This window comes from Borreliella americana, from assembly GCF_021043605.1.
GTDB lineage: Bacteria > Spirochaetota > Spirochaetia > Borreliales > Borreliaceae > Borreliella > Borreliella americana.
In genome coordinates this window covers 11,655-35,951 of the sequence record NZ_JAJNFB010000003.1, presented here as the reverse complement: position 1 = coordinate 35,951, position 24,297 = coordinate 11,655, and the positions used below count along the sequence as shown (strand labels likewise).

Below are 24,297 nucleotides of genomic sequence, written 5' to 3'. Positions count from 1 at the left end.
TAATAATTATAAATTAGCATAAAATCTAGTCAAGATTACAACCTTAATTAAATAATGATATACTTTAAAATAAATTAAGCTTTAATTTTATCAAGCAAGGAAAAGAATTTATGGAAAATCAAAAAATTTTGGTAGCTAAATATGCAATTGATCACTACATCAAAAGCAATATGAACCTTGGAATCGGAACAGGTACAACCATTTATTATGCAATAAAATATTTAAGCGAAAAGATCAAATCGGGTAGCTTAAAAAATTTAAAATTCTATACAACCAGTAATGATACAAAATATTTACTCTCAAAAGAACAAATTCCTTATGAATCAAATTTTTCAAAACTTAACAAAAATCTAGACATTGCAATTGATGGAGCTGATGAAATTTTATTAGGAAAAAAAAGCTTAATAAAAGGAATGGGAGGTGCCCATCTAATGGAAAAAGTAATAGCCTACAATTCAGAAACATTACTAATAATAGCAGATGAAACAAAAATTGTTAAAAAATTAGGAACAAAAATGCCTATTCCCATAGAAGTTGCCCAAAATGCTGTTGGATTTATTATGACTAGACTTGAAGAAATGAATTTAGAGACAACCTTAAGAATTTGTAAAGAGAAAAAAGGACCCACCATAACTGATAACAATAATTATATCTTAGATATAAAAATGCATGTGGAAAATCCTGAAGGAACAGAAAAATACTTCAAACTATTTCCAGGTATACTTGAGATTGGAATATTCAACCATAAAAACACAAAAATAGTTTATTATCAAGACAAACAAATTAAGGAAGCCTAAACTTAACTTTAAAAAAGTTATCATTAAAATAGTTTATAATTTTTACTAAATAAAAATCTAACTTAAACCTTTCCCTTCCTCTTAATAGGATAATATTATCATCAAAAACAAATTTTCTACTTAAAGTTGAGCAGTAATTAATAAACTGCAAAAATTGTTTTTCATTATACTCAAATCTAAGTCTAAGAGCCCTCAAGCTGACACCTTGAATGGTTCCAAGCCCTTGAATAAAATGATAAACAAAAAACTCCAAATCCTCTAACAATTCAAACGCTACTAAATGATTATTTGCTTTAACAAAACTGCCAGCTTTTCTAATCAAAGCTCTTACATTATTATTCTTGTCATTGCAAAAAAGTAGGCTTACAGCATGTGATCCTAATCCTAAATACGGTTTCAACTCCCAATTTAGTTTATTGTGCTTGCTTTCATGCCCCTTTAATGCAAAATTAGTAATTTCATAATTAATGTAACCACTAGATTCTAAGCAATCTAGGGCATAAAACCACAGCTTTTCAGAATCAATACCGTTATAAAAATCTCTCAAGATAAAGCCTTCCTCTTCACATATAAAATCGCTAAAACAAATATGCTCAGGCATATATGAAAGCAATTCTTTCAAATCTCGCTTAAGATGCAATTTTTTTTGCAAAGGCATATTGATAGTCATGTCAATATTTAAATCAAAAGAAAATTTTCTAATATTGTTAATCAAAATATTTAATTTTTCATAAGAAATTTCGGGCATCCCCATAATCTTTCTAAACTCTAAAGAAAAACTTTGAACACTAAGATTAATTCTAGTAACACAAAATTCATTCAAAAGTTTGAATTTTTCAAAATTAACATAACCCGGAATAATTTCTAAAGTAAATTCTTCTAATAAAGCCAAATTAATACATTGAAACAAAGAATTGAAAATAAATTTTAAATTATCTTGCCTACATAAACAAAAATCCACATGCTTAATGTAAAGTGTTTTTACAATTGGACGACCTAACAAGGTTAAATTATATTTTAATTCCTCTAAAATTCTATTTAAAACGTTAAAATCTTTACAACAAAATGAAAAATCAATATAAAGACTTAACTCAACAAGAGGTAAAAGATCTACTCTCATAATTGGTCTTTTAAAAATTTAGGTTTAATTATAACATATATAAAGTACAAATATTAAAACATATTTAAAAAATATAATAAATAAGGGAGATTTGAAGGAGATTTTTCAATGACCAAAGACTATTACAATATACTTGGAATACAAAAAAATGCTAGCAATGAAGAAATAAAAAAAGCTTACAAAAAATTGGCAATAAAATATCATCCAGACAAAAACAAGGGAAATAAAATAGCTGAAGAAAAATTTAAAGAAATAAACGAGGCTTATGAAATTTTATCTTCTCCTGGAAAAAAAAGAAATTACGACTCTTTGGGTAGCACCAATTTTAATAACAACAGCGACCATTTTGAAAGAGAATTTAGTAGCACAAGATTTGACAATTTTGAAGATTTAGATTTTTTTTCCAAAATCTTTGGAGGATCTTCAAGAAAAACAACAGACAGAGAAATAACTGTAAATATTTCACTTTATGATGCTTATATGGGAAGTAAAAAAATAATACTTATAAACAACAAAAAAATCGAGATAATAATCCCAAAAGGAACATTAGAAACAACTAAAATAAAAATAAACAATAAAGGTCCTATTAATCCAATTTCTGGAACAAAAGGAAGTTTAATAGTTAAATTTAATATATCAGGCTATAAAAATTTTAAGCTGAATGGAAAAATCCTAGAAACAGCAATAGAGGTTTACCCGTGGGAAATAGCTTTGGGTTGCGAAAAGTTATTTGAAACAATTGAAGGAAAAAAAATAAAACTTAAAATTCCTTCAGATGCAAAAAATGGAGAAATTTTAAACTTAAAAGGATTAGGAATGCCCATAATTGGAAGCAACTCAAAAAGGGATCTTAAAGTCACTTTGATAGTAAAAATTCCAAAAATAATAAATAATGAGGTAAAAACTATTTACGAAAGATTAAAAAAGATATACAGCTAAAGTGTTTCTGAAAATAAATGACCAAAATTTTTTAAATTTGCTTCCCAACCCGACCTATATTCATTAAATTTATTTATTTTAGATTCATATTCTTTGATTCCATCCTCAATATTATCAAAATTCTTAGCAATATCCACTGAAAACTGAAAAACATCCCCTTGTCTGGGAGCAAGAGTAAAAAAGGAAAATTTCCAATTTCCAGAATTTATCGTAGATACAATCCTTTTTTGGAAAACATAATCAGAGATTAAAACAAATTTTTGAAACTCTTTTCTTCGCAAATAAATAAGCTCATTCCACTCATTAAAAATAGCGTCTGGTAATTCGTTTAAACCAATCTCAATTATATTATTAATAGATAAAAGAATTTGTAAAATTTCTAATAAATTTAAATAATAGCTATCAAAACATTGAATTGTAATTTCAAGCAAAGCAATTTTTATAAGCAACTTAGAAATGTCAAGACTATGATCTTTCATGATTTTATCAATTCTCTCTTTTGTGTAATCTATAATAAATTTTTTATGGGTTTCTTTAATATTGCTACTTTTTTTAATTTGCTCTACTTTTTCATAATAATCATTAATTTCTTTATTAATTACATCTAAATTATTACTATTGGCCTCATTGGAGAAAAAATCTAATGAATTACTAAGTCGATCTAAAAATTCTTCTTGAATAAAGAATGTAGCGATTCTTATGCAAGAAAATGGAGCTTTGCTCTTTTTTTCAAAATTTTCAATTTTTTGTTTAAGATCTACTCTAAAATTTAAATATTTAAGCTTGTCTAAAAATTTATTAAAATATGAAACATCTTCTAACAATTCATCTTCATGAATGTCTAAAAATTGGGAATTGGGATGATATTTTCTAATCAAATTTTTAATAATAAGTAAAGTATCTAAAAAAACAGCTTTATTGGCACCCCAAGATTTATTAATACTGGGATTAAAATCTCTATAAATCTTATCCAAAAACACAAGCTTATCTTTTAGTAAATTAGCATCGTTAATAAGGCTTGACTGCTCTCGATAAGAATAATAATTTATTAAACTATACCTAAAAATACTAAAATTAAGATATTTTTGAAAATCAAAAAATCTATAAAATCCTAATGAACCAAAATCAAAAAATTTCATGCCACAATATCATCTTATTTAAGATCTACTTTATCTTTTTATACAAGTTTAAAAGTATTGGAGACGCTATGAATACAGAAGAATAAGTTCCAACAATTACCCCTACCATAAATATCAAAGAAAAATCCTTTATAGATCCTTCAGTAAACACATAAATAGAAAATACCGCAACAAATGTTGTAACTGACGTCAAAACAGTTCTTGATAAAGTTTGACTAATACTTATATTTAATACATTTAAAAATGTGTTATCGGTTAATCGCTTAACATTATCTCTAATCCTATCAAAAATAATTATTGTATCGTTTAAAGAATATCCAATAATGGTCAGTATTGCCACAATAATATAGCTATTAATCTCTATTCTAAATACTCCTAAAAAAGCAACTATAAAAAATATATCATGAAATATCGAAAGTATGGAAGCAATAGCATAACTTAGTTTAAATCTTAAAGTTATATAAATCAAAATTAGGATAAATGTTCCTAATACCAAAAATATTGACCTAATTCTCAAAGTAGAAGAAAAACTTGAATCAATAAAATAAGAATCTAAAACTTCAATATTAGCATCAAATGTTTTTTTAAGTTTATCTAATATTGTTTTTTGAACTTCTGTTTTAAAAGCATAATCAATGACATCGGACTTTACCATAATAGAAAATTCACTTTTATTCTGATTTGGTGAAAAAATGCTATTTACATCTAAAGTTTTATAAATCGGAGAGAATATTTCTTTAATTTCATTTTCTTTAATATTTGATTTTTCTATTGAAATATTAATATTAACCCTAGAAGAAAAATCTATCCCCCAATTGTATCCGCCATGATAAAAAAAAGTATAAATAAGTCCAAACAAAATCAAAACGGAACTAACAATTAAAACATTGCTTCCATATTTTGAAAAATTAATTACTCTTTGCATATTTCGAACTCCAAGATATACTTATAAATTTGCTTTTTCTAACAGATATGATAAATTCCAAAATAAATCTTGAAAAAATCAAACTACTAAAAAGGGATGCCACAATTCCAACAGAAAGAGACCACGCAAAACCTTGAATAACTCCTGTCCCAAGAAGAGTTAAAAAAAGCACCGCAATAAATGTCGTTATATTTGCATCCATAATTGATAAAAATGCTTTTTTAAAACCATCTTCAAAAGCATTTTCAAATCTTCTGCCCTCCCTAATTCCTTCTTTAATTCTCTCATAAATAACTATATTTATATCAACAGCCATACCCATTGTCAAAATAAGACCTGCAATACTTGTTAAAGTTAAAGTAAAATTAAAGGCCGACAATATTGCTAAAATTAAAAATACATTATAAATAACAAGTGAAAATCCAGCGACAACGCCACTCAAACCATAATAAAAGCACATGAACAAAAAAACTAAACAAAGAGCAAACGCAGAAGCTTTAATACCAAGATCAATAGTCCTAGCACCAAGAGTAGGCCCTATTATTCTCAAATCATCAATTTTAATATCAACTGGAAAAGCCGCGGTTTTAAACACCAAGGCAAGATATAAGGCCTCCTTTTTATCAAAAGAATCACCTTGAATTGAAACATTGCCCCCAGTAATAGCATACCCAATTCCTGCCACAGACTTAATTTTACCTTCCATAACAACAGCCAAAGACCTTCCAACATTTTTTTGAGTAAATTTAAAAAATTTTTCGCTTCCATCAACATCAAGACTAAAAGCAACGGTATCTCGGCCTGTTCTAGGATCGTTAGAAACCCCAGCATCTTTAATATGAGCACCATCAAACGAATCTTCAGGACTTACATTAACTACATAATAACGAACCGATGACTCATCATCCACACCATAAGAATCTTTAACATACCAAGGAAAAATTTGTTTACTATCTGGAAGGTTCATACTTGCCTGAATTTCAGAAACAGAAAAAAGAGAACCCGCTTCTAATATTTTTCTATGTAAAAGAGATGTAGACTCATCATCAACCACATAAAAAGTCAAATTACCTTTTCCGCTCAAAAGAGTGCCTACTCTACTCTCATCTTTTTCTCCAGGAATATCTAAGAAAATTTTATTTCCCCCAGCCTCTCTTACAATTTTAGGCTCTGTAAGCCCAAACCTATCTACCCTATCCTTAAGAATTTGCATTATCCGATAAATAGCATCCTCTCTCTCAGCAAAAGTCAAAAAACGCCCCAATTTTTTTTCAATACTTGAATAATCAAGAGAAATAGTAACACTCATCCCTCCGGACAAATCAAGCCCAAGATGTATTATTCTACTTTTACCCCTCTTTATGTTCTCATAATATCTATATATCTCTAAGCTTACTTCTCCCATATCCGAATCAGTCAAAAATCCTTCACGTAAGGTTTTAGCAGTAAAAGTATTGGGTGGAATTTTCATTGAAGACCTATAATTATTTTTTGCTATTGGAATTAAATAAGAAAGACTAACCGGAATACTACTATTAGGATCTTTATTATACAGATCCTTAAGCTTAACAAGATCATCCAAAGCTTTTTTCTTTGAATAATTTCTTAAAGCTTCTTGTGAATACGAGCTTATTTTTTTATCCTCAACGCTCATTAAAAAATACCACTTTAAAGTCGGGAATATTAAAAGACATGCAAAAAACGTCACCAACAATATCAATATAAGCTTAGATCCTTTTTTCATTATACAAATCCTTAAAATTTTTAAAAAATACCATTATTAGCTAACAGTTCTAATTTTACCTTTAAATAATACTTTTTTTAATTTCATTTTTTTCAGACAAAACTTTATCAATAGAGTTTTTTATAAATACCGCCTCGTTATTTGGACTTAATTCTAAAATAACATCCGTATCGCCTAATTTTTTCACAACTCCAAAAATTCCACCTATTGTTAATACCTTATCGCCTTTTTTTAGATTTTTTATCATTTCTTTTTTATTCTTCTCTTCCTTACGCTGAGGAGATATCACTAAAAACCAAAATATAGCAATAACAGGCACAAAAACTAATAAACTTCGCAAGAAGCTACTATTGCCGCTAAATTCTTGCAATAAAAACACAAAACCTCCTATACATATGTCACTTTTATCTTATTAATATCATCAGGATAAACTACTCCAAATAAAAGCTTAAAATCATCTTTTTTAGTATAATTAGAGTTACTTATTTTATTATACTCTTCAATTAAATAATTAATAAGATCATCGTCATTTCTATAAAGAGCTTTGCTAAAAGCATTTCTGTAAAGGCCAAGATCGAAAAGTTCTTTAGCGCTTTTACCTTTATTTTCTCTTAAAAGCTGCCTATCTACTATTGCTTTTGAACAATCATAGCCTACACAAAAAACAAATTCATTCTCACTCAAAATAATTCCTTTGAATAATAAAATATTCACCGGCAAAAACACAAGTTTACCGGTGAAGCTTTAATTTACATCATTCCCATTCCTGGGTCCATAGGATAACCACCACCACCAGAAGTATTTTTCTCTTCTTTAATATCTGTTATTGCGCATTCTGTTGTTAATAAAAGCCCAGCAATTGAAGCAGCATTTTGAAGTGCACTTCTTGTAACCTTAGCAGGATCAATTATTCCACTATCAATCATATTTACCCACTTAAAGCTAGAAGCATCAAACCCTAACCCTTTTTTCTCGGTTTTAATTTGATGAATATAAATAGATCCTTCAAAACCAGCATTTGAAATAATCTGTCTCATTGGTTCTTCAAGACTTCTTTTTACAATCTCAAAACCTTGCTTTTCCTCATAGCTTAATTTACTTGTATCTATTGTATCTAAATACATGGCAACTTCAATAAGAGTTGATCCACCACCAGGCACAACGCCTTCTTCAACAGCAGCACGAGTTGCAGAAAGAGCGTCCTCAACTCTATGTTTTTTCTCCTTAAGCTCTACCTCGGTAACAGCTCCAACATTAATAACAGCAACTCCGCCAACAAGCTTTGCAAGACGTTCTTGAAGTTTTTCTTTATCATATTCAGATGTTGAATCTTCAATTTGCTTTTTAATGAGCTCTGAGCGCTCTTTTATTTGTTCTTTATTGCCAGTATTAATAATAGTGGTATTGTCTTTATCAACCTTAATAGTTTTAGCCTGTCCAAGTTGCTCAATCTCAACTGTCTCAAGAGTAAGGCCTAGTTCCTCACTGATTAAAACACCACCAGTAAGCACCGCAATATCTTCAAGCATTGCTTTTCGTCTATCGCCAAAACCAGGAGATTTAATTGCACATACCTTTAAAGCTCCCCTAACACTGTTTAAAACAAGCGCAGCAAGAGCATCCCCTTCAATATCCTCAGCAATAATTAATAAAGGTTTGTTTGTCCCTAAAACTTTCTCAAGAACTGGTAAAAGCTCTTTAATAGAACTAATCTTTTTTTCATATATCAATATGAAAGCATCATCAAAATTAACACTCATATTCTCTTTATTGGTAGAAAAATAAGGAGAAAGATATCCTCTATCAAATTGCATACCCTCAACATAAGAAATCGTAGTATCAAAAGTTTTTGACTCTTCAACTGTTATAACACCATCTTTTCCAACTTTATCCATTGCCTCAGCAATTTTTTCACCTATATAACTGTCATTATTAGCAGAAATTGAAGCTACTTGCGCAATCTCTTCTTTTGTTGTAATCTTTTTTGCAGACTGACGAATTTTCTCAGCAGCCAAATTTACAGCGTGATCTATTCCCTTTTTTATTCCAATAGGATTAATTCCTGAAGACACATTCTTAAGGCCCTCTCTTGCAATAGCATAAGCAAGAACAGTAGCGGTTGTTGTTCCATCACCAGCAACATCATTTGTTTTAATAGCAACTTCCTTTAAAAGCTGTGCCCCCATGTTTTCAAACGGATTTTCAAGCTCAATCTCACGAGCAACGCTAACCCCATCCTTTGTAACCGTTGGAGAACCGAACTTTTTATCAATAAGAACATTTCTCCCTTTTGGCCCAAGAGTTACTTTTACAGCATTGGATAATTTTTCAACGCCACTAAGTAAGCTTTTTCTAGCATCTTCATTAAAATATATGTCTTTAGCCATAAAAATTTTACCCCTTTCTATAAATAAAAATAATTTATATAACAATATAAGATTAACATAAACTTAATACATTCGCTATAGCGTATTGCTTCTATACATCAAAAAATACAAAATATAGAAAACCAGCACAAATTTTTATTATATAATGTAAATATTGACTAATCTTTATGTTATAAAGACAAAGAATTTATGTTTAGAAAACTAAAAAAATTGAAAACTTATATTATTATTATTTCCATAACTAAATTTTCAGAAGATAATCTGTTATTAATAATATCAAATATAAAATATTTGATTGAGCACAAACAGTTAGCTTACAAAATACATTGGACATTTCCAATATACTTTTTTGAAATTCTAAGAGAACATGAGGAATTAAATAAATGGCTATTTGAAAGATTCAAAACTAATACAGATATATATATGCCTGGAACTTACAGTGGAAGCCCTCATGAATACATGCTGCACGATGAGATACATTTAGATTTGTATTGGGCATTAAAAAATCCATTTAAAAGTGGTTATAAAGACATATTTCAAAATACGCCTATTATGTTTTATATATACAACATAGAAAAGTTTAGGAAAAAGGCGACTGAGCTTTATAGAAAGCTTAATTTCAATTATACAGAAGGAATAAGGCAAAGTAAAAATAATAAAAATTACTTAATTTTTTATAAAAATAACTGCCAATATTTATATGAAGTACAAAAAATAGATTCTCCAAAAAGCAACGTAGAAACTCTTATTTACTTTTATGAAATCAAAGAAACTTATGATAATCAAGAATTAAAAAATTTTTTACTTTATTTAAAAGCCCTAGAAAACAACTTACACAGCATTAAGATACAAAATCTAGAAGGATCCAAGCTTACTACTGAACTACTAGAGATTCCAAAATTTAACTCCCTTAAAGAGCAAGAGCCAATAATAAATTTTCAAAACAAAAGGCTCAAAGATTATCAAATCAACGAAAAAAGCTTAAGAGAATTTTTAATAAATAAACACCAAGATGAAATTGTCAAAAATTCAGAATCAATTGTGCCTAAGAACTTAGAATACAATATGGAAGGAAATTTCACACTATCTCACGATAAATATAATATCAAATTCGAAAATGGAAAATTAAATAAAATAAAATTTAAAGACAAAAAAATTGAATTTCTAAACACATCTAGAACCTATTTTAAAGTTTCATCAAAAAAAGAATTAATAAAAGAAGCAGCTATTGAAAGTTCATTTTCATTCTCAAACGAAAAAATTTTAGGCATAAAACAATATTTGGCTTTTAACTCTGCTAAAAAATCAACAATTGATTTTTTTATAGATGAGAACATCTCTAGCTTCTTTATATCAATTAAAATAAAATGGCCTTCTAAAATAGATCTAGATAAAAAAACATTAAAAAAATGCAATCCTGATTATCTTCTTGAATATTCAGCTCTTGAAATACCTGTTTTTGAAATTGCAAAAGGCACCAATTTAAAAATAACAGCAAAATATAGCGATCTTGATACTTATGAAAAAATAATAATAACTAAAAACAATTCCAAAGGCTACATTAATGGCACAGAATTTTTGATATCTAAAGGAAATGATAAAAACAGTAACTTTTTTATAAGCTTTTTAAATGTTGAAAAACATATTATTCATACAATTAATTATAAAATTGAAAAAATAAATTCTAAAAAATGGTTAATTTTAAATATAGGGGGTTCTTATAACACAGTTAAGATCCAAGATGTAATAAATTACTCTCAAACAATAAATTTAATGATACTACCATTAAATAATAATTTTGATAACAAAATAAAACTGAATTCAAAAATAAAAAATTTAATTTTTTATACTAATATAAAAAAATATGAAAATAAATAAATAATAAGTAGTAAAATATTAATAACTGGGTATAAAATTATCCTAAGAAGAACATAAAAAGTATTTAATATTAAATTTAAATAAAAAAGGTATAATAATATGAACGATAACATAACAGACGTGCATTCCGCATTGGAAAAAGTCGGCATTACAAACGATCCTGTATTATTGAAAAACTTAACATCAGAATTAGGAATGAAAGCGTCTCACTCGAGAAACAGAATCATTCTGTACATAGCATCAAATCCAAAAGAATACTTTACAGCTAAAGAAGTTTATAACAAACTTATAAAAGAAATCCCAAGCCTATCAAAAGCAACAGTATACAACACATTAAATATTCTAAAAGAAAGAAATATACTAAAAGATATAAAAACTACTGATCAAAAAGAAACAAAATTTTATCTAAGCTTGGCTTCCACAATAGCTCACTTTAAATGCAATAAATGCAATCAAGTCCACCCTATTCAACTTGACGATATTAAAGATATTTTGAAAGACAAACTTGGAGAAGACTGGGAAACAAAATCTATTGAAATAATTTACTCAGGACATTGCAATAATTGCTATAAAAAAGATACCCATAATAACAACAATGTCCCAACAGAAAACAAGGGAATCACTTTATGAATATAAAAAATATAATTTTTATACTTATATTCTTATTACTCTTAATACTAGTTAGTCCTAGGATAAAATTTAAAAATGAATTTTCAAAAAAACCAATTCCTAAAAACATAGAAGAAATTGACAATTACTTATTAAAAGAAGAATTACAATTTAATTTAGAAAACAATACAAAAAAAGAAATAATCTGGTATAAAGAAAAAGCACAAAAAACAAAATATTCTGTGGTTTATATTCATGGATTTGGGGCATCAAAAAATGAAATTTATCCGGTTCCAAATAATATTGCAAAAGCTCTTAATGCAAATATTTTTTTTACAAGACTTAAAGGACACGGGATTAACAATAAAAATGCATTTCGGGGAATAACTACCCAAGATTGGCTGAGAGACATTGATGAAGCCGTTAATATTGGTAAATTAATAGGTGATAAATTAATATTAATTGGCACCTCTAATGGGGGAGCTGCCAGCATATGGGCCTTAGCAAACTATCCAGATCAAATAAACTCGGTAGCATTAATTTCTCCCAATATATTCCCTTATGACAAGAGAACAAATATCGTTTACTATCCTTGGGGGCGACAAATTGCACATCTTATAACAGGTGGCTACAATAAATTTGAAACAAAAGAATATAAACGAAAAGAACACATGAGCATAAAAAGCCCCTCTTCAAAAGTGCAGCATATAGACGCAATTATTGCAATGATGGGCCTTGTTACATTATTAAATTCATATAATTTTGACGAAATCAAAATACCTTTAATAATAGCCCACACGCCCAATGATCACACAGTAGACCCAATAAAAATAAACGAATTTATAAAAAATTATGGGGGTAAAAAAAAGGATATTCCCATTATACTTCTTGAAAATTCACATGCGCACGTGCCTATTGGAAACCAAAGCTACAAAAGTGCCCAAAACACATCATACTTTACAAAATATGCAGTTGATTTCATAAACAAAATTAATAAGCAATAGCCGTAAGGCTATTACTTATTTAAAAAATCAATCTTATAGTAATTCTTCTATTTCATTCTTAAGAACACTAACACCTGGTCCGTAAACTACCTGAACCCCATTACCTTTAATAATTACCCCTTTAGAACCAGTTTTTTTTAAAATTTTTTCAGAAATTTTAAGAACATCCCTTACTGTAATTCTTAGCCTAGTTGCACAACAATCAAGCTCAACAATATTTGAAGCGCCACCAAGCCCGATGATAACCTTAGTAGCATAATTTTCTTCAAATTCACTACTCTTAGAACTTGGAGAATCTTCAGAATTTAAATCTTTAGTTCTACCTGGAGTTTTAAAATCAAACTTATTTATTAAAAATATAAAAGTAAAGTAGTAAAGAAAAAACCAAATGATGCCTACAGCTGGCACCAAAAGCCAATTAGTTCTTGAATTTCCCTGCAAAATACCAAAAAGAACAAAATCAATAAACCCTCCAGAAAACGTTTGCCCTATTGTAATTTGAAGAATATGAGCTAGCATGAAAGCAAATCCATCAAATGTGGCGTGAACAACATAAAGAATAGGGGCTACAAAAAGAAAAGAAAATTCAAGGGGTTCTGTTATACCTGTTAAAAATGATGTTAACGCTGAAGACATCAAAAGACCAAAAACTTTTGTTCTCTCCTCGCGCTTTGCAGTGTAATATAGAGCAAGTGCGGCTCCGGGCAAACCAAACATCATAGTAATAAATCGCCCACTCATGAAACGGCTAGTTCCAATAAAAAATCTATTTGTACCTTGAGCAGCAAGTTCTGCAAAAAAGATATTCTGAGTCCCTTCAACCAACTTTCCATCAATAATAACAGATCCCCCAAGACCTGTTGTCCAAAATGGCAAATAAAATATATGATGAAGACCAAAAGGTCCAAGCATTCTTAAAAAAACCCCATAAATAAGCGTTCCAATATAGCCGGTTGAATCTACTAAGCCTCCTACTTTATTAATTCCACTTTGCACAAATGGCCAAAAAAGAAACATAATAACAGCAAGAAAAATACTAGAAAAAGAAACAACAATCGGCACAAATCTAGATCCGGAAAAAAATCCAAGAATCTTGGGCAAATCTATTTTGTTAAACCTATTATGAAGATAATAAGTCAAAATACCAACTACAATACCACCAAAAACTCCCGTTTCTAAAGTCTTAATTCCAAGAACAAAACCCACAGCACCGCTAGAGAAAGACTCTGCCCTGCCTGATACATCTATTAAAATTCCAATAGTAGCATTCATGACAAGGTAGCCAATAAATGCTGCAATTCCAGATGTACCCTTATCTGATTTTGCAAGTCCAACAGCAATTCCAATAGAAAATATTGGTGCTAAATTTGAAAAAATAATAGAACCTGATGCACTCATTATTTTGAAAATTGATTGTAAGAAGAATATATTCAAAAAAGAATATGTCTTAATAGTTTCTAGATTAGAAAGAGAACCTCCAATTCCTAAAAGCAATCCTGCTGCTGGCAAAATAGCAATGGGAAGCATAAAAGAACGTCCAAATTTCTGGGCTTGTTCAAAACCCTTTAACATAAAACCCTCCTAAAATAAAAAATAAATTAACCCTTAAGTTTAAAATTATTTTTTAATTTGATTTATTTTTTCTACAAATTTTTTAGTAATCTCAGCAGGCCTTGTAATAGCGCCCCCTACAACCACTAAATCAACCCCCATTTCAAAACATTTCTGAGCTTTTAAAGGGGTGTCTATTTTTCCTTCCACTATTAAAGTAGATTTCAAATTAGAATTAAGCAAGGTCTTTAAAAAATTAAAATCATTGTCCGCGATATTTAAGCCATTGGTATTTTTTGTATAGCCATACAAAGTTGTTCCAATAAAATCAAATCCCAATTTATCGGCATTAATAGCTTCATCTAAAGAAGAAATATCTGCCATCAAACACTGCTTTGGATATTTTTTTTTAATATTTTTAAAAAAATCATCAAGTAACACACCATCAGGTCTATTTCTAAAAGTAGCATCAAGGGCAATTATATCTACCCCTTCATTACAAAGCTCATCGATCTCTTTCATGGTAGGAGTAATAAACACATCACAATTATTATAATTTTTTTTAATAATACCTATTATTGGCAAATCAACTTCCAACTTAATCTGGCTAATATCATTAACTCCGTTGGCTCTTATTCCAATAGCTCCACCTATTTTAGCTGCTAAAGCCATCTTAGACATAATAAAACTACTATGTAAAGGCTCGTTCTCAAGGGCTTGACAAGATACTATTAACCCTCTTTTGATTTTTGCAATAATAATTCAAACCTCCTATAAAATTTATTTTTTTAAAAGAAATATAAAAACTTAAATACAGATTATATTTTTTCTTTAAAAAAAACAATTCTTTTAAAGAAAACTAGCATAAATTCGAAACATAAAAATAATTTATCATTCAATACACATTAAGCTATAATTTAGGCATGATAAATAAAATCAACTGGTTTCCTGGACACATGAAAAGAGCCTTGGATCTGATAAAGAATAATTTGCAAAAAGCTAATATTGTGCTAGAAATACTTGATGCTAGAGCTCCATTTAGCAGTAAAAATCCATTAACTGAAAAAATTATTAAAAATCAAGCTAAAATAATTCTTTTACACAAATCTGATATTGCTCAAATAAATGAAATTATAAAATGGAAAAAATATTTTGAAAATCTTGACAATACTGTAATAATAAGCAATATTTACAAAAAAGGAATGCGTAAGCAAATAATAGATATTATTAAAAAATTAACCATTGTTAAAAAGATAAAAAATTATAAAGAAAAAATAAAGGTTTTGATTATTGGAGCCCCAAATGTTGGAAAATCTTCAATAATAAACCTATTGTCCGGTAAAAAAAGTGCAAAAGTTGCTAATAAACCTGGATATACTAAAAATATACAAATAGTAAAAATAAATGAAGAAATCAATCTTTTTGATATGCCGGGAGTTTTATGGCATAATCTAGTAGACCAATCGATTGCAAAAAAACTTGCAATATTGGGTATGATTAAAAATGAAATAGTAGATAATATAGATCTTGCACTGTATTTGCTTGAAATAATGGATCAAAATAATAAAAATATTTTACTAAAAAAATACGAAATATTTCATAAAAATTCACTTGATATTCTACAAAATTTTGCAAAAGCAAGAAAATTAATCGGTAAAAAAAATGAACTCAACCTTGAGAAAGCATCAAAAATATTAATTAAAGAATTCAGAGAAGGTAAATTTGGCAAAATAATTCTTGACAAGAATTATAATGCCCTTTAAAAAGGCATTTACATAAATAATAATATTAAGTATAATCTTGATTTGTATTAATACAGCCATAAGGAGGTTGGAATTAGTTGGATAATTGTATCCTAGAGATTAAAAATCTAAGTCATTATTATGAAAACAGCGAAAACAAAATTCTAGATAGCATAAATTTAAAAATTAAAAAAAATGAGTTTATTACATTACTAGGCCCATCCGGATGTGGAAAAACAACATTAATAAAAATATTGGGTGGTTTTTTAAATCAAAAAAATGGAGAAATTTATTTCTTTTCTAAAGAAATATCTAAAACCAGCCCAAACAAAAGAGAAATTAATACTGTATTTCAAAATTATGCGCTTTTCCCGCATATGAATGTTTTTGACAATATTTCATTTGGACTTAGAATGAAAAAAACGCCAAAAGATATTATCAAAGAAAAAGTAAAAACATCTCTTTCACTGATAGGCATGCCAAAATATGCATACAGAAATATTAACGAACTATCGGGAGGGCAAAAACAAAGAGTTGCAATAGCAAGAGCAATAGTAATGGAACCTAAGCTTTTATTGCTAGATGAGCCACTTTCTGCGCTTGATTTAAAAATGCGGCAAGAAATGCAAAAAGAATTAAAAAAAATACAGCGACAACTTGGAATCACATTCATATATGTTACTCATGATCAAGAAGAAGCACTAACAATGAGTGATAGAATTGTTGTAATGAATGAAGGAATAATTTTACAGGTAGGAACTCCTGAAGAAATTTATAATGAACCTAAAACAAAATTTGTAGCCGATTTTATTGGAGAAAGTAATATTTTTGATGGAACATATAAAAAGGAGCTGGTTGTAAGTTTGCTTGGCCATGAATTTGAATGCCTTGACAGGGGATTTGAATCTGAAGAAGCAGTTGACCTTGTAATACGCCCAGAAGATGTAAAACTGCTTCCAAAAGGAAAAGGACATTTAAGTGGAACTATAACATCGGCAATTTTTCAAGGAGTTCATTACGAAATGACTCTAGAAATTCAAAAAACAAATTGGATAGTTCAAAGCACAAGACTTACAAAAGTTGGAGAAGAGGTTGACATATTCTTAGAACCTGATGATATTCATGTTATGCACAAGGAATAATGGTTGTGAAAAAGTTGATATTAATCATATATTCCATATTCCTATTGACATTTAGTATTTTTCCCTTACTAATAATAATATTGCTTGGATTTTTAAATGAAAAAAATGAATTTACTATCTATAATTTTATTGAACTTTTAAATCCAAATTATCTTAGTATCTTTTCAAGAAGTCTAAAACTCGCAACAATAGCAACGACTTTTTGCATTTTAATAGGCTATCCTGCCGCCTGGCTAATTTCCTTATCAAAAAAAAGTGCTCAAAACAAATTAATAATCATGATAATACTTCCTATGTGGATAAATACATTGCTTAGAACTTATGCCTGGATGAGAATACTTGGAAAAAACGGATTCATCAATAACTTATTTGAAAAGATAGGAATTGGAACTTTAGATCTTCTTTATAATGAACAGGCTGTTACAATAGGCATGGTATACAATTTTTTGCCTTTTATGATCTTGCCAATATACACAGGACTTTTAAAAATTAAGCCAGAATACATTGAAGCAGCACAAGATCTTGGAGCAAGAATGTGGCAAATATTACTTTATATAAAAATACCCCTAACACTCTCTTACCTGGCAACAGGAATAATTATGGTATTTATTCCTTCAATTACGGTATTTATCATTTCAGATTTACTAGGGGGCTCTAAACAAATTTTAATAGGAAATCTAATAAGCAAACAGTTTCTCTTTATAGAAGACTGGAATACTGGAGCTGCAATCTCATTTATTTTAATGTTAGTGATATTAATTTTTAATTTAATAATAATAAAATTAATGCGAAAAAATAATGGAGAGTAAAATATGTTTAGAGCCTTTAAAAACATTTTCTTATTTCTAATACTTAGCTTTATTTACCTTCCAATAATAATCTTAATAATTTATTCTTTTAACTCTGGTGACAGTGGATTCATATGGCAAGGATTTAGTTTAAAATGGTATAAAGAAATTTTTGCCTCAAGTCAAATCAAATCAGCAATATTTAACACCATTTTAATAGCTACAATCTCATCTTTGACTTCTGTTGTTATTGGAATTATTGGTGCTTATGCAATTTATAAATCAGAAAACAAAAAATTAAAAACAACACTATTATCTGCAAATAAAATAACAATAATTAATCCTGACATTGTAACAGGGATAAGCTTAATGACATTTTATTCTACAATAAAAATGCAATTGGGATTTTCCACAATGCTAATATCACATATAATTTTTTCAACACCATACGTAGTAATAATAATTTTACCCAAATTATATTCTCTTCCTAACAATATTATTGATGCTGCCAAAGATCTGGGGGCCTCAGAAATTCAAATATTCTTCAATATAATTTATCCAGAAATCGTCGGAAGCATAGCAACTGGAGCTCTTATTGCTTTCACATTATCAATAGATGATTTTTTGATATCATTTTTCACCACTGGGCAGGGATTCAATAATTTATCTATCCTAATAAACTCACTAACAAAAAGGGGCATCAAGCCCGTAATAAATGCTATTTCTGCAATATTGTTTTTCACAATATTAAGCCTTTTGTTTATTATTAATAAATTTATAGGAATTAAAAAATTAACAACAGGTGCTGAACTTTAAAATGAAAAAAGGAGTACTTATGAAAAAAATTTTTATATTAATAGCAATTCTTACAACTTTTGCTTGCACTAACAAAGACACAATAACTTTAAACGTATTTAATTGGGCAGAATATATTGACGAGACTTTGCTAGATCAATTTGAGAAGGAAAACAATATAAAAATTAATTACGAAATCTTTCACAACAATGAAGAAATGATGGCTAAATTTAACAACACAAAGAATTACTACGATATAATAGTCCCATCAGAATATTTAATCCAAGAATTAATTGATGAAGGTAAAATTGAAAAATTAGATTACTCAAAATTGCCAAATGTAACAAAAAATATTACCCAAAATCTTACAAACTTGGAACATGATCCTGGCAATCTTTATTCAGTGCCAGCCTACTGGGGATTAATGGGAATACTTTACAATAAAACTAAAATAGATTTAAATGATATGCAAGGTTTTGACATATTATTTAATAAAAAATACAAAAAAGAGATTACAATGCTAGATTCCCCTAAAGACAATATTGGAGTTGCTTTAAAAAAACTTGGATACTCAATAAATGAACATGATAAAGATAAAATTAAAGAAGCGGGGGAGCTTTTAAAAATCCAAAATCCACTATTAATCGGATATTTTTCAGATGTGCCTGCAAAATCATTAATGCTAAATGGAGAAGCATCTATTCAACTCACATGGAGCGGCGAAGCACAAAACGCTATGCTAAAAGACAAAAACTTAGATTTTTATGCGCCAGAAAACACAAATCTATGGATAGATGCATTTGTAATTCCTATTGATGCTCCAAATAAAAACTTGGCTTACAAATTTATAAACTTTTTATACGAGAATGAGCCATCTTATAAAAATTTTAAAGAAACTAGATATAATTCTCCAAACAAAAACGTAATAAAAAGAATAAAAGAAGAGGCAAAAAACAACCCCGAAATGAAGTTATATTTAGAAGAAAAATTTTTACCAAAAGATTTTTCAAAATTTGAAATTTTTAAAAAAATACCTAAAAAAATAAAAGAAGAAATCCTTAAAATATATTTAAATCTATCTTCTTGAATATTTAAATTTAAGAAAACTTAAAAGCTTTTAAAATTTAAAGCTTTTAAGTTTTGCAACTATTTTTTAAAAAAGATTTAAATACTAATTTTATATCAAGTCCAATCAGAGATAAAGCAATCAATAAGAACAAAAATCCTTGATAAATTAAAAATGGAAAAATGGCAAAAGGAGAAAGCTTGCCTTTTGTAAAATCTACAAGAGCTATAACATGCATACTATAAGGCAAAATGCTTAAAAAAAAGCATGAAGACATACAAAGTAAGGCCGCAATACGCTTTGAATTTAAATTATTCTCCTTAGCTATTGATCTTACAACAGAACCACTCATTAAAATAGCAAGCCCATTATTTGCAAGAAACATGGTCAAAATACCAACTAAAACAACAATGACAAATTCAGAAGTTCTTTTGGACTTTGATAATTTTTGCAATTTTAAAAGCAACCAATCAAACCCCCCATACTTAATTGTCATATAAGAAATTCCACCTGTAGAAATAACAAGAATAAACATTTCCCCTAGGCCTAAAAATCCTTCATTGATTTTTTTAGCCAGCAATAAAAAAGTAATATCTGCGTAATAAATTCCAATAATGCCGGCAACAACAATACCTAAAAACAAGGCTAAAAATACATCAAAACCTGAGATTGCAACAACCATAACAAAAACATATGGAATAATTTTAAAAAAATTTATCTCACCAGGCTCAATAATAAAACTGTCGGTCTTGCAATAATAAGAACCTAAAAATGCAAAAACTATGCTTGCTAAAATTGCTGCTGGAAACGTATAAAAAGCTCCATTTTTAAAAACATCAACAATATTAACCTTTTGGGTATGACTTGAAATAATAGGAGTATCTGATATTAAAGACATGTTATCTCCAAATGCACCAGCACTAAGAATAGTACCAGCAATCAATGGAAGAGGGATATTTACCTTATCTGCAAGTTCCAAAGCAATAGGAGCAACAGCAACAACAGTACCCATAAAACTCCCAGTAGAAAAAGACAAAAAAAGAGTAATTAAAAAAATGCCACATACTATCAAATTCAATGGAACATATTTAAGGCCAATATTTACTACAGCCTCAACACTTCCTATTTCTTTACAAACAGCAGAAAAGGCACCGGATAACATAAATATTAAAGATATAAAAATAACATCTTGCTGAGCACATCCCTCAATGAATTTATTCATTTTTGCTAAAAAAGATCCCCTAAAAATAATAAATGTCAAAACAATAGCAATAAACATAGCAACTAAGGGAGGCATTTGATAAAATGCTCTTTCTATACCATTAAAATAAAGAATAATTCCAGTACCAATATAAATCCCTATAAAAAGAAAAAAAGGCATAAGTCCCCAAAAATTTGGAACTACATTAGTTTCTCTTCCCAACCTCAAATCTCTTTCCAATTTAAACCTCCTAAATCATATAACATAATTAAGAACAATTTATTCTAAATAAAATCAAACAAAATTAAACAATGCAAATCTTAAAATTTTCAAAATTTTATTTTTTTAAAAAAAATAAAAAAAGTTTTTTTATATCAAGGCCCACAATAGATAAAATAACAAAAAAAAATAAAAACCCAAAATAAACTAAAAATGGCAAAACACTAATTGGTGACACAAGTCCATTTGAAAAGTTAACTAAAATAATCATTTGAGCACCATAAGGAATAATGCCTTGAAAAATACAAGAGAACATATCTAAAATAGAAGCACTTCTTTGAACACTGATGTTATTTTCAAAAGCTATATTTTTTGCTACTTTTCCGCAAATAAGTATGGCAATTGTGTTATTAGCAAGAAAAACACCAACTATTGAAACAAAAGCCCCAATAGAAAATTCCGCTGAACTTTTCCCTCTAATTAAAGATTTTAATTTAACAAGTAGCCATTTAAAACCTCCATTATGAATCACGGCAAAAGAAACTCCTCCTGTTAAAATTGAGAGAAAAATTAAATCTGCCATATTTAAAAACCCTTTATTAATGTTTTTCATTACATCTAGAAAGTATAAATTACCATACAAAACGCTAATAAGACATATGGAAAAAATGCCTAAAAAAAGAACTATAAAAACATTCATTCCAGCCAAAGAAAAAATTATAATTATTAAATAAGGAACGGTTTTTACCAAATCTATTGAACCTTCATGTAAAAAGCTTGTGGTATTAGACAAATTTTCAGAAAGAAAGAAAAAAGAAAAAAAAGTTAGTATAGCAGATGGAAAAGCATAAAAACTACTACTAATAAAAACATCTAAAATGCTGCTACCTTGAGTTCGACTAGAAACAATAGTTGTATCTGATATTAAAGAAAGATTATCCCCAAACATTGCCCCACACATTACAGATGCCGCTATTAAATTGGGATTAATACCACTTTTAACAGCAATATTAAAAGCAATAGGAGCAATTGCAACAATAGATCCAACAGAAGTACCAGCAGAAAAAGAGAGAAAGCAAGTTACAAAAAATATACCAGAAGCAATCCAATTAGGATTAATATATTTAATTCCTAAATTTGCTACAGCTTCAACACAGCCCAATTCTTTGCAAAGAGAAGAAAAAGCGCCTGAAAGCATAAAAATAAGACACATTAGTATAATATCGTACTGAGAAGCTCCTTTAATAAATATGTGAATTTTATCAGAAAATTTTCCTTTAAACACCAAAAAACAAACAATGGAAGCTAAAAACATTGCAACACTAGCCGGTAGTTGATAAAAGGCCATTTCTACACCAATAACCCCTAAATAAATTCCCGTGACTAAATAGATAATAATAAAAACAAAAAAAGGAATAAGTCCAAAAAAATTTGGCTGCCCTCTTACTTCAATATTTTCCATATACATCCTTTCAATATAAGCATTGTTTTTATAAAAAAGATTACTTATATTTTTTAATGATACCGCAAATTATTGATTGATGCATAAATTTGCAATCAAATCAAGAACAATAATCATAAACTATCCTAAAATATATAAAAAGAAAAATAAAATTTATCAAAAACTTTACTACTAAGTCACAAGAAATAAAAATCTGAAGGCACTCATTATAAATAAAACAAGCGTTAAAAAGGGATAGGGATAAATTACATAAAAAATTCTATCTCATTTATCTATTTATCTATTTAAAAAATATTTTTTAAAAAACTAGAAGATTAAATTTTACGCCAAAAATGGTCTTTTTCTAAAATAGAATCTATCTCTTTTGGTCCTTCAGAGCCATAAAAATAATTACAAATTTCGATATCTGCCCATTTATTTGCAATGTCTGAAACAAATTCCCAAGAACTTTCAATCTCATCGCTTGTCGCATACAAAGTACCATCCCCTAAAAAAGCGTCTAACAATAAACGCTCATAAGCCTCATCAAACAATCTTTTAAATGTCCCGTGATATGAAAATTCCATATTAGCAGTTTGAATTTCATAATTATATCCGGGTTTTTTAGTATTGAATTTAATTTCAATTCCATCCCTTGGTTGAATCCTAAATATTAAAGCATTGGAAAAATCAACAGAACTATTGTTAAAAAGAGTAAAGCTTGGTTTTTTAAATTGAATATATATTTCTGAAAATTTCCTAGCAAGACCTTTGCCAGTTCTTAGATAAAAAGGAACACCAGACCAACGCCAATTATTAATAAACACCTTCATAGCTAAATAAGTTTCAGTATTTGAATTTCCTAAAAATTCTGTTTCATCTTTATAGCCTTTTTTAAAAACCCCTTGAACTTGTGAGCCTATATATTGACCTTTAACAATGTAATGCTTAATGTCTTCTTTGCTAATTTTTCTCAAACTTTTTAAAACTTTTACTTTTTCAGCATGAATAAACTCAGAATCAAATTTAATGGGAGACTCCATTGCAACAAGGCTTAACAATTGTAAAATATGATTTTGAACCATATCCTTCAAAGCCCCAACAGAATCATAATACTCTACCCTTCCATCAAGACCCAATTCTTCTGCTACCGTAATCTGAACAAAATCTACATAACGATTATTCCAAATATTTTCAAAAATAGAATTGCCAAATCTAAATGTAAAAATATTTTGAACCGTTTCTTTACCTAAATAGTGATCTATTCTATAAATTTGATCTTCTTTAAAAGCAGAATAAAGCAAAGTATTTAATTTTTTTGCTGTCTCAAGGCTAGAGCCAAAAGGCTTCTCAAGAACTATTTTTGACAAAGCCAATCTTTCACTTAAAAAATACTTTTTCAAATGATTGATTATAGGTCCATAAAATGCAGGAGACGTCGAAAGATAATATATCGTTTCTCGACTTTTATCTAAAAATTTAAATAAATTTTTATAAGGCTCCTTTTCATTAAAATCGCCAAATACATAAACAAAAAAATTTAAAAAAATCTCAATCAAAGAATCGGTCTCTTCCTGCCATAAAGAATCTTTAATATACAATCTAAATTCTTTATCTGTAAAAATTTTACGAGAAAAACCAATAACTCTAAAATTACTAATACATTTATTTTTAAATAAATTAAAAAGTGAAGGAATAAGTTTTTTTCTAGACAAATTCCCAGTAACTCCAAAAATTACAATATCAAAATTAGAAACACTTTTTTCTTTCATAGAATTTAGTCCAATCTGGTCAATTTATTATATATCAC

General features: G+C 28.4%; 22 protein-coding genes. 10 read left to right on the top strand and 12 right to left on the bottom strand.

Annotated elements, in window-relative coordinates; translation table 11 throughout:
* The first annotated feature begins 110 nt into the window (after window positions 1-110).
* Window positions 111-797, top strand: a complete 687-nt coding sequence (rpiA, locus tag LRB30_RS01435) for a ribose 5-phosphate isomerase A (protein WP_231014377.1) — start codon at window positions 111-113, stop codon at window positions 795-797.
* On the opposite strand, the gene psgB is transcribed toward rpiA, so the two are convergent.
* Entirely contained in the window at window positions 784-1,917 is a 1,134-nt protein-coding gene (gene psgB, locus LRB30_RS01430; protein ID WP_231014378.1) for a HemN-related non-iron pseudo-SAM protein PsgB, read from the bottom strand. The genes rpiA and psgB overlap by 14 nt on opposite strands.
* Before the next feature lie 108 nt (window positions 1,918-2,025).
* Here psgB and LRB30_RS01425 point away from each other — a divergent pair, with 108 nt between their 5' ends.
* Window positions 2,026-2,856 carry a DnaJ domain-containing protein gene (locus LRB30_RS01425; RefSeq protein ID WP_231014379.1) on the top strand — a complete coding sequence of 277 codons (831 nt, stop codon included), beginning with the start codon at window positions 2,026-2,028 and terminating at the stop codon, window positions 2,854-2,856.
* On the opposite strand, the gene LRB30_RS01420 is transcribed toward LRB30_RS01425, so the two are convergent.
* The 6 genes from LRB30_RS01420 to groL form a co-directional block, all read right to left on the bottom strand.
* Complete coding sequence (locus LRB30_RS01420; RefSeq protein WP_231014380.1) at window positions 2,853-3,995, bottom strand: hypothetical protein; 1,143 nt, start codon at window positions 3,993-3,995, stop codon at window positions 2,853-2,855. The genes LRB30_RS01425 and LRB30_RS01420 overlap by 4 nt on opposite strands.
* Before the next feature lie 25 nt (window positions 3,996-4,020).
* Entirely contained in the window at window positions 4,021-4,920 is a 900-nt protein-coding gene (gene secF / locus LRB30_RS01415; protein WP_231014381.1) for a protein translocase subunit SecF, read from the bottom strand.
* On the bottom strand, window positions 4,904-6,664 hold the full coding sequence (gene secD / locus LRB30_RS01410; protein ID WP_231018685.1) for a protein translocase subunit SecD: 1,761 nt from the start codon (window positions 6,662-6,664) through the stop codon (window positions 4,904-4,906). Before secD ends, secF begins: the two co-directional genes overlap by 17 nt.
* 61 nt (window positions 6,665-6,725) lie before the next feature.
* Window positions 6,726-7,043, bottom strand: coding sequence for a preprotein translocase subunit YajC (yajC, locus tag LRB30_RS01405; RefSeq protein ID WP_231014383.1), 318 nt, complete (start codon window positions 7,041-7,043; stop codon window positions 6,726-6,728).
* An 8-nt stretch (window positions 7,044-7,051) separates the two neighbouring features.
* On the bottom strand, window positions 7,052-7,348 hold the full coding sequence (locus LRB30_RS01400; RefSeq protein WP_231018683.1) for a hypothetical protein: 297 nt from the start codon (window positions 7,346-7,348) through the stop codon (window positions 7,052-7,054).
* Between the two features lie 65 nt (window positions 7,349-7,413).
* Window positions 7,414-9,051 (bottom strand): chaperonin GroEL, encoded by a 1,638-nt coding sequence (gene groL / locus LRB30_RS01395; RefSeq protein WP_231014385.1) that lies wholly within the window; start codon window positions 9,049-9,051, stop codon window positions 7,414-7,416.
* Between the two features lie 189 nt (window positions 9,052-9,240).
* Between groL and LRB30_RS01390 the strand changes: the two genes are divergently transcribed.
* The 3 genes from LRB30_RS01390 to LRB30_RS01380 all read left to right on the top strand — a co-directional run bounded on the left by LRB30_RS01390 (window position 9,241) and on the right by LRB30_RS01380 (window position 12,542).
* Entirely contained in the window at window positions 9,241-10,929 is a 1,689-nt protein-coding gene (locus tag LRB30_RS01390; protein ID WP_231018681.1) for a histidine kinase, read from the top strand.
* Between the two features lie 99 nt (window positions 10,930-11,028).
* A complete protein-coding gene (bosR, locus tag LRB30_RS01385) occupies window positions 11,029-11,559 on the top strand; it encodes an oxidative stress transcriptional regulator BosR (protein WP_231014524.1) in 531 nt (176 codons plus the stop codon).
* Complete coding sequence (locus tag LRB30_RS01380) at window positions 11,556-12,542, top strand: alpha/beta hydrolase (RefSeq protein WP_231018679.1); 987 nt, start codon at window positions 11,556-11,558, stop codon at window positions 12,540-12,542. The genes bosR and LRB30_RS01380 overlap by 4 nt, the downstream gene beginning before the upstream one ends.
* A 33-nt stretch (window positions 12,543-12,575) precedes the next feature.
* On the opposite strand, the gene LRB30_RS01375 is transcribed toward LRB30_RS01380, so the two are convergent.
* A complete protein-coding gene (locus LRB30_RS01375) occupies window positions 12,576-14,114 on the bottom strand; it encodes a maltose/glucose-specific PTS transporter subunit IIC (protein WP_231018676.1) in 1,539 nt (512 codons plus the stop codon).
* Between the two features lie 45 nt (window positions 14,115-14,159).
* Complete coding sequence (locus LRB30_RS01370) at window positions 14,160-14,825, bottom strand: N-acetylmannosamine-6-phosphate 2-epimerase (RefSeq protein WP_231014532.1); 666 nt, start codon at window positions 14,823-14,825, stop codon at window positions 14,160-14,162.
* Window positions 14,826-15,016: 191 nt separating this feature from the next.
* Between LRB30_RS01370 and ylqF the strand changes: the two genes are divergently transcribed.
* The 5 genes from ylqF (at window position 15,017) to LRB30_RS01345 (ending at window position 19,647) form a co-directional block, all read left to right on the top strand.
* Window positions 15,017-15,856, top strand: coding sequence for a ribosome biogenesis GTPase YlqF (gene ylqF, locus LRB30_RS01365; protein WP_231014527.1), 840 nt, complete (start codon window positions 15,017-15,019; stop codon window positions 15,854-15,856).
* A gap of 77 nt (window positions 15,857-15,933) precedes the next feature.
* Complete coding sequence (locus LRB30_RS01360; RefSeq protein ID WP_231014528.1) at window positions 15,934-16,977, top strand: ABC transporter ATP-binding protein; 1,044 nt, start codon at window positions 15,934-15,936, stop codon at window positions 16,975-16,977.
* 5 nt (window positions 16,978-16,982) lie between these two features.
* A complete protein-coding gene (locus LRB30_RS01355) occupies window positions 16,983-17,786 on the top strand; it encodes an ABC transporter permease (protein ID WP_231014529.1) in 804 nt (267 codons plus the stop codon).
* Window positions 17,787-17,789: 3 nt separating this feature from the next.
* Complete coding sequence (locus LRB30_RS01350; protein ID WP_231014530.1) at window positions 17,790-18,581, top strand: ABC transporter permease; 792 nt, start codon at window positions 17,790-17,792, stop codon at window positions 18,579-18,581.
* Between the two features lie 19 nt (window positions 18,582-18,600).
* Complete coding sequence (locus tag LRB30_RS01345) at window positions 18,601-19,647, top strand: ABC transporter substrate-binding protein (RefSeq protein ID WP_231018673.1); 1,047 nt, start codon at window positions 18,601-18,603, stop codon at window positions 19,645-19,647.
* A gap of 46 nt (window positions 19,648-19,693) precedes the next feature.
* Here the strand turns inward: LRB30_RS01345 and LRB30_RS01340 are convergent, their stop codons facing one another.
* The 3 genes from LRB30_RS01340 to zwf form a co-directional block, all read right to left on the bottom strand.
* Window positions 19,694-21,049, bottom strand: a complete 1,356-nt coding sequence (locus LRB30_RS01340) for a Na+/H+ antiporter NhaC family protein (protein ID WP_231014641.1) — start codon at window positions 21,047-21,049, stop codon at window positions 19,694-19,696.
* A 115-nt stretch (window positions 21,050-21,164) separates the two neighbouring features.
* Complete coding sequence (locus LRB30_RS01335) at window positions 21,165-22,508, bottom strand: Na+/H+ antiporter NhaC family protein (RefSeq protein ID WP_231014640.1); 1,344 nt, start codon at window positions 22,506-22,508, stop codon at window positions 21,165-21,167.
* Between the two features lie 314 nt (window positions 22,509-22,822).
* Complete coding sequence (zwf, locus tag LRB30_RS01330; protein ID WP_231018672.1) at window positions 22,823-24,259, bottom strand: glucose-6-phosphate dehydrogenase; 1,437 nt, start codon at window positions 24,257-24,259, stop codon at window positions 22,823-22,825.
* Window positions 24,260-24,297 lie beyond the last annotated feature (38 nt).

Excerpts from the sequence above, each read along its gene's own strand:
- LRB30_RS01350 (WP_231014530.1), top strand. The coding sequence starts at position 17,790 with ATGTTTAGAGCCTTTAAAAACATTTTCTTATTTCTAATACTTAGCTTT.
- LRB30_RS01335 (WP_231014640.1), bottom strand. The coding sequence starts at position 22,508 with ATGGAAAATATTGAAGTAAGAGGGCAGCCAAATTTTTTTGGACTTATT.
- psgB (WP_231014378.1), bottom strand. The coding sequence starts at position 1,917 with ATGAGAGTAGATCTTTTACCTCTTGTTGAGTTAAGTCTTTATATTGAT.
- groL (WP_231014385.1), bottom strand. The coding sequence starts at position 9,051 with ATGGCTAAAGACATATATTTTAATGAAGATGCTAGAAAAAGCTTACTT.
- LRB30_RS01375 (WP_231018676.1), bottom strand. The coding sequence starts at position 14,114 with ATGTTAAAGGGTTTTGAACAAGCCCAGAAATTTGGACGTTCTTTTATG.
- LRB30_RS01420 (WP_231014380.1), bottom strand. The coding sequence starts at position 3,995 with ATGAAATTTTTTGATTTTGGTTCATTAGGATTTTATAGATTTTTTGAT.
- LRB30_RS01390 (WP_231018681.1), top strand. The coding sequence starts at position 9,241 with ATGTTTAGAAAACTAAAAAAATTGAAAACTTATATTATTATTATTTCC.
- LRB30_RS01345 (WP_231018673.1), top strand. The coding sequence starts at position 18,601 with ATGAAAAAAATTTTTATATTAATAGCAATTCTTACAACTTTTGCTTGC.
- rpiA (WP_231014377.1), top strand. The coding sequence starts at position 111 with ATGGAAAATCAAAAAATTTTGGTAGCTAAATATGCAATTGATCACTAC.
- secD (WP_231018685.1), bottom strand. The coding sequence starts at position 6,664 with ATGAAAAAAGGATCTAAGCTTATATTGATATTGTTGGTGACGTTTTTT.
- secF (WP_231014381.1), bottom strand. The coding sequence starts at position 4,920 with ATGCAAAGAGTAATTAATTTTTCAAAATATGGAAGCAATGTTTTAATT.
- ylqF (WP_231014527.1), top strand. The coding sequence starts at position 15,017 with ATGATAAATAAAATCAACTGGTTTCCTGGACACATGAAAAGAGCCTTG.
- LRB30_RS01380 (WP_231018679.1), top strand. The coding sequence starts at position 11,556 with ATGAATATAAAAAATATAATTTTTATACTTATATTCTTATTACTCTTA.
- LRB30_RS01425 (WP_231014379.1), top strand. The coding sequence starts at position 2,026 with ATGACCAAAGACTATTACAATATACTTGGAATACAAAAAAATGCTAGC.
- zwf (WP_231018672.1), bottom strand. The coding sequence starts at position 24,259 with ATGAAAGAAAAAAGTGTTTCTAATTTTGATATTGTAATTTTTGGAGTT.
- bosR (WP_231014524.1), top strand. The coding sequence starts at position 11,029 with ATGAACGATAACATAACAGACGTGCATTCCGCATTGGAAAAAGTCGGC.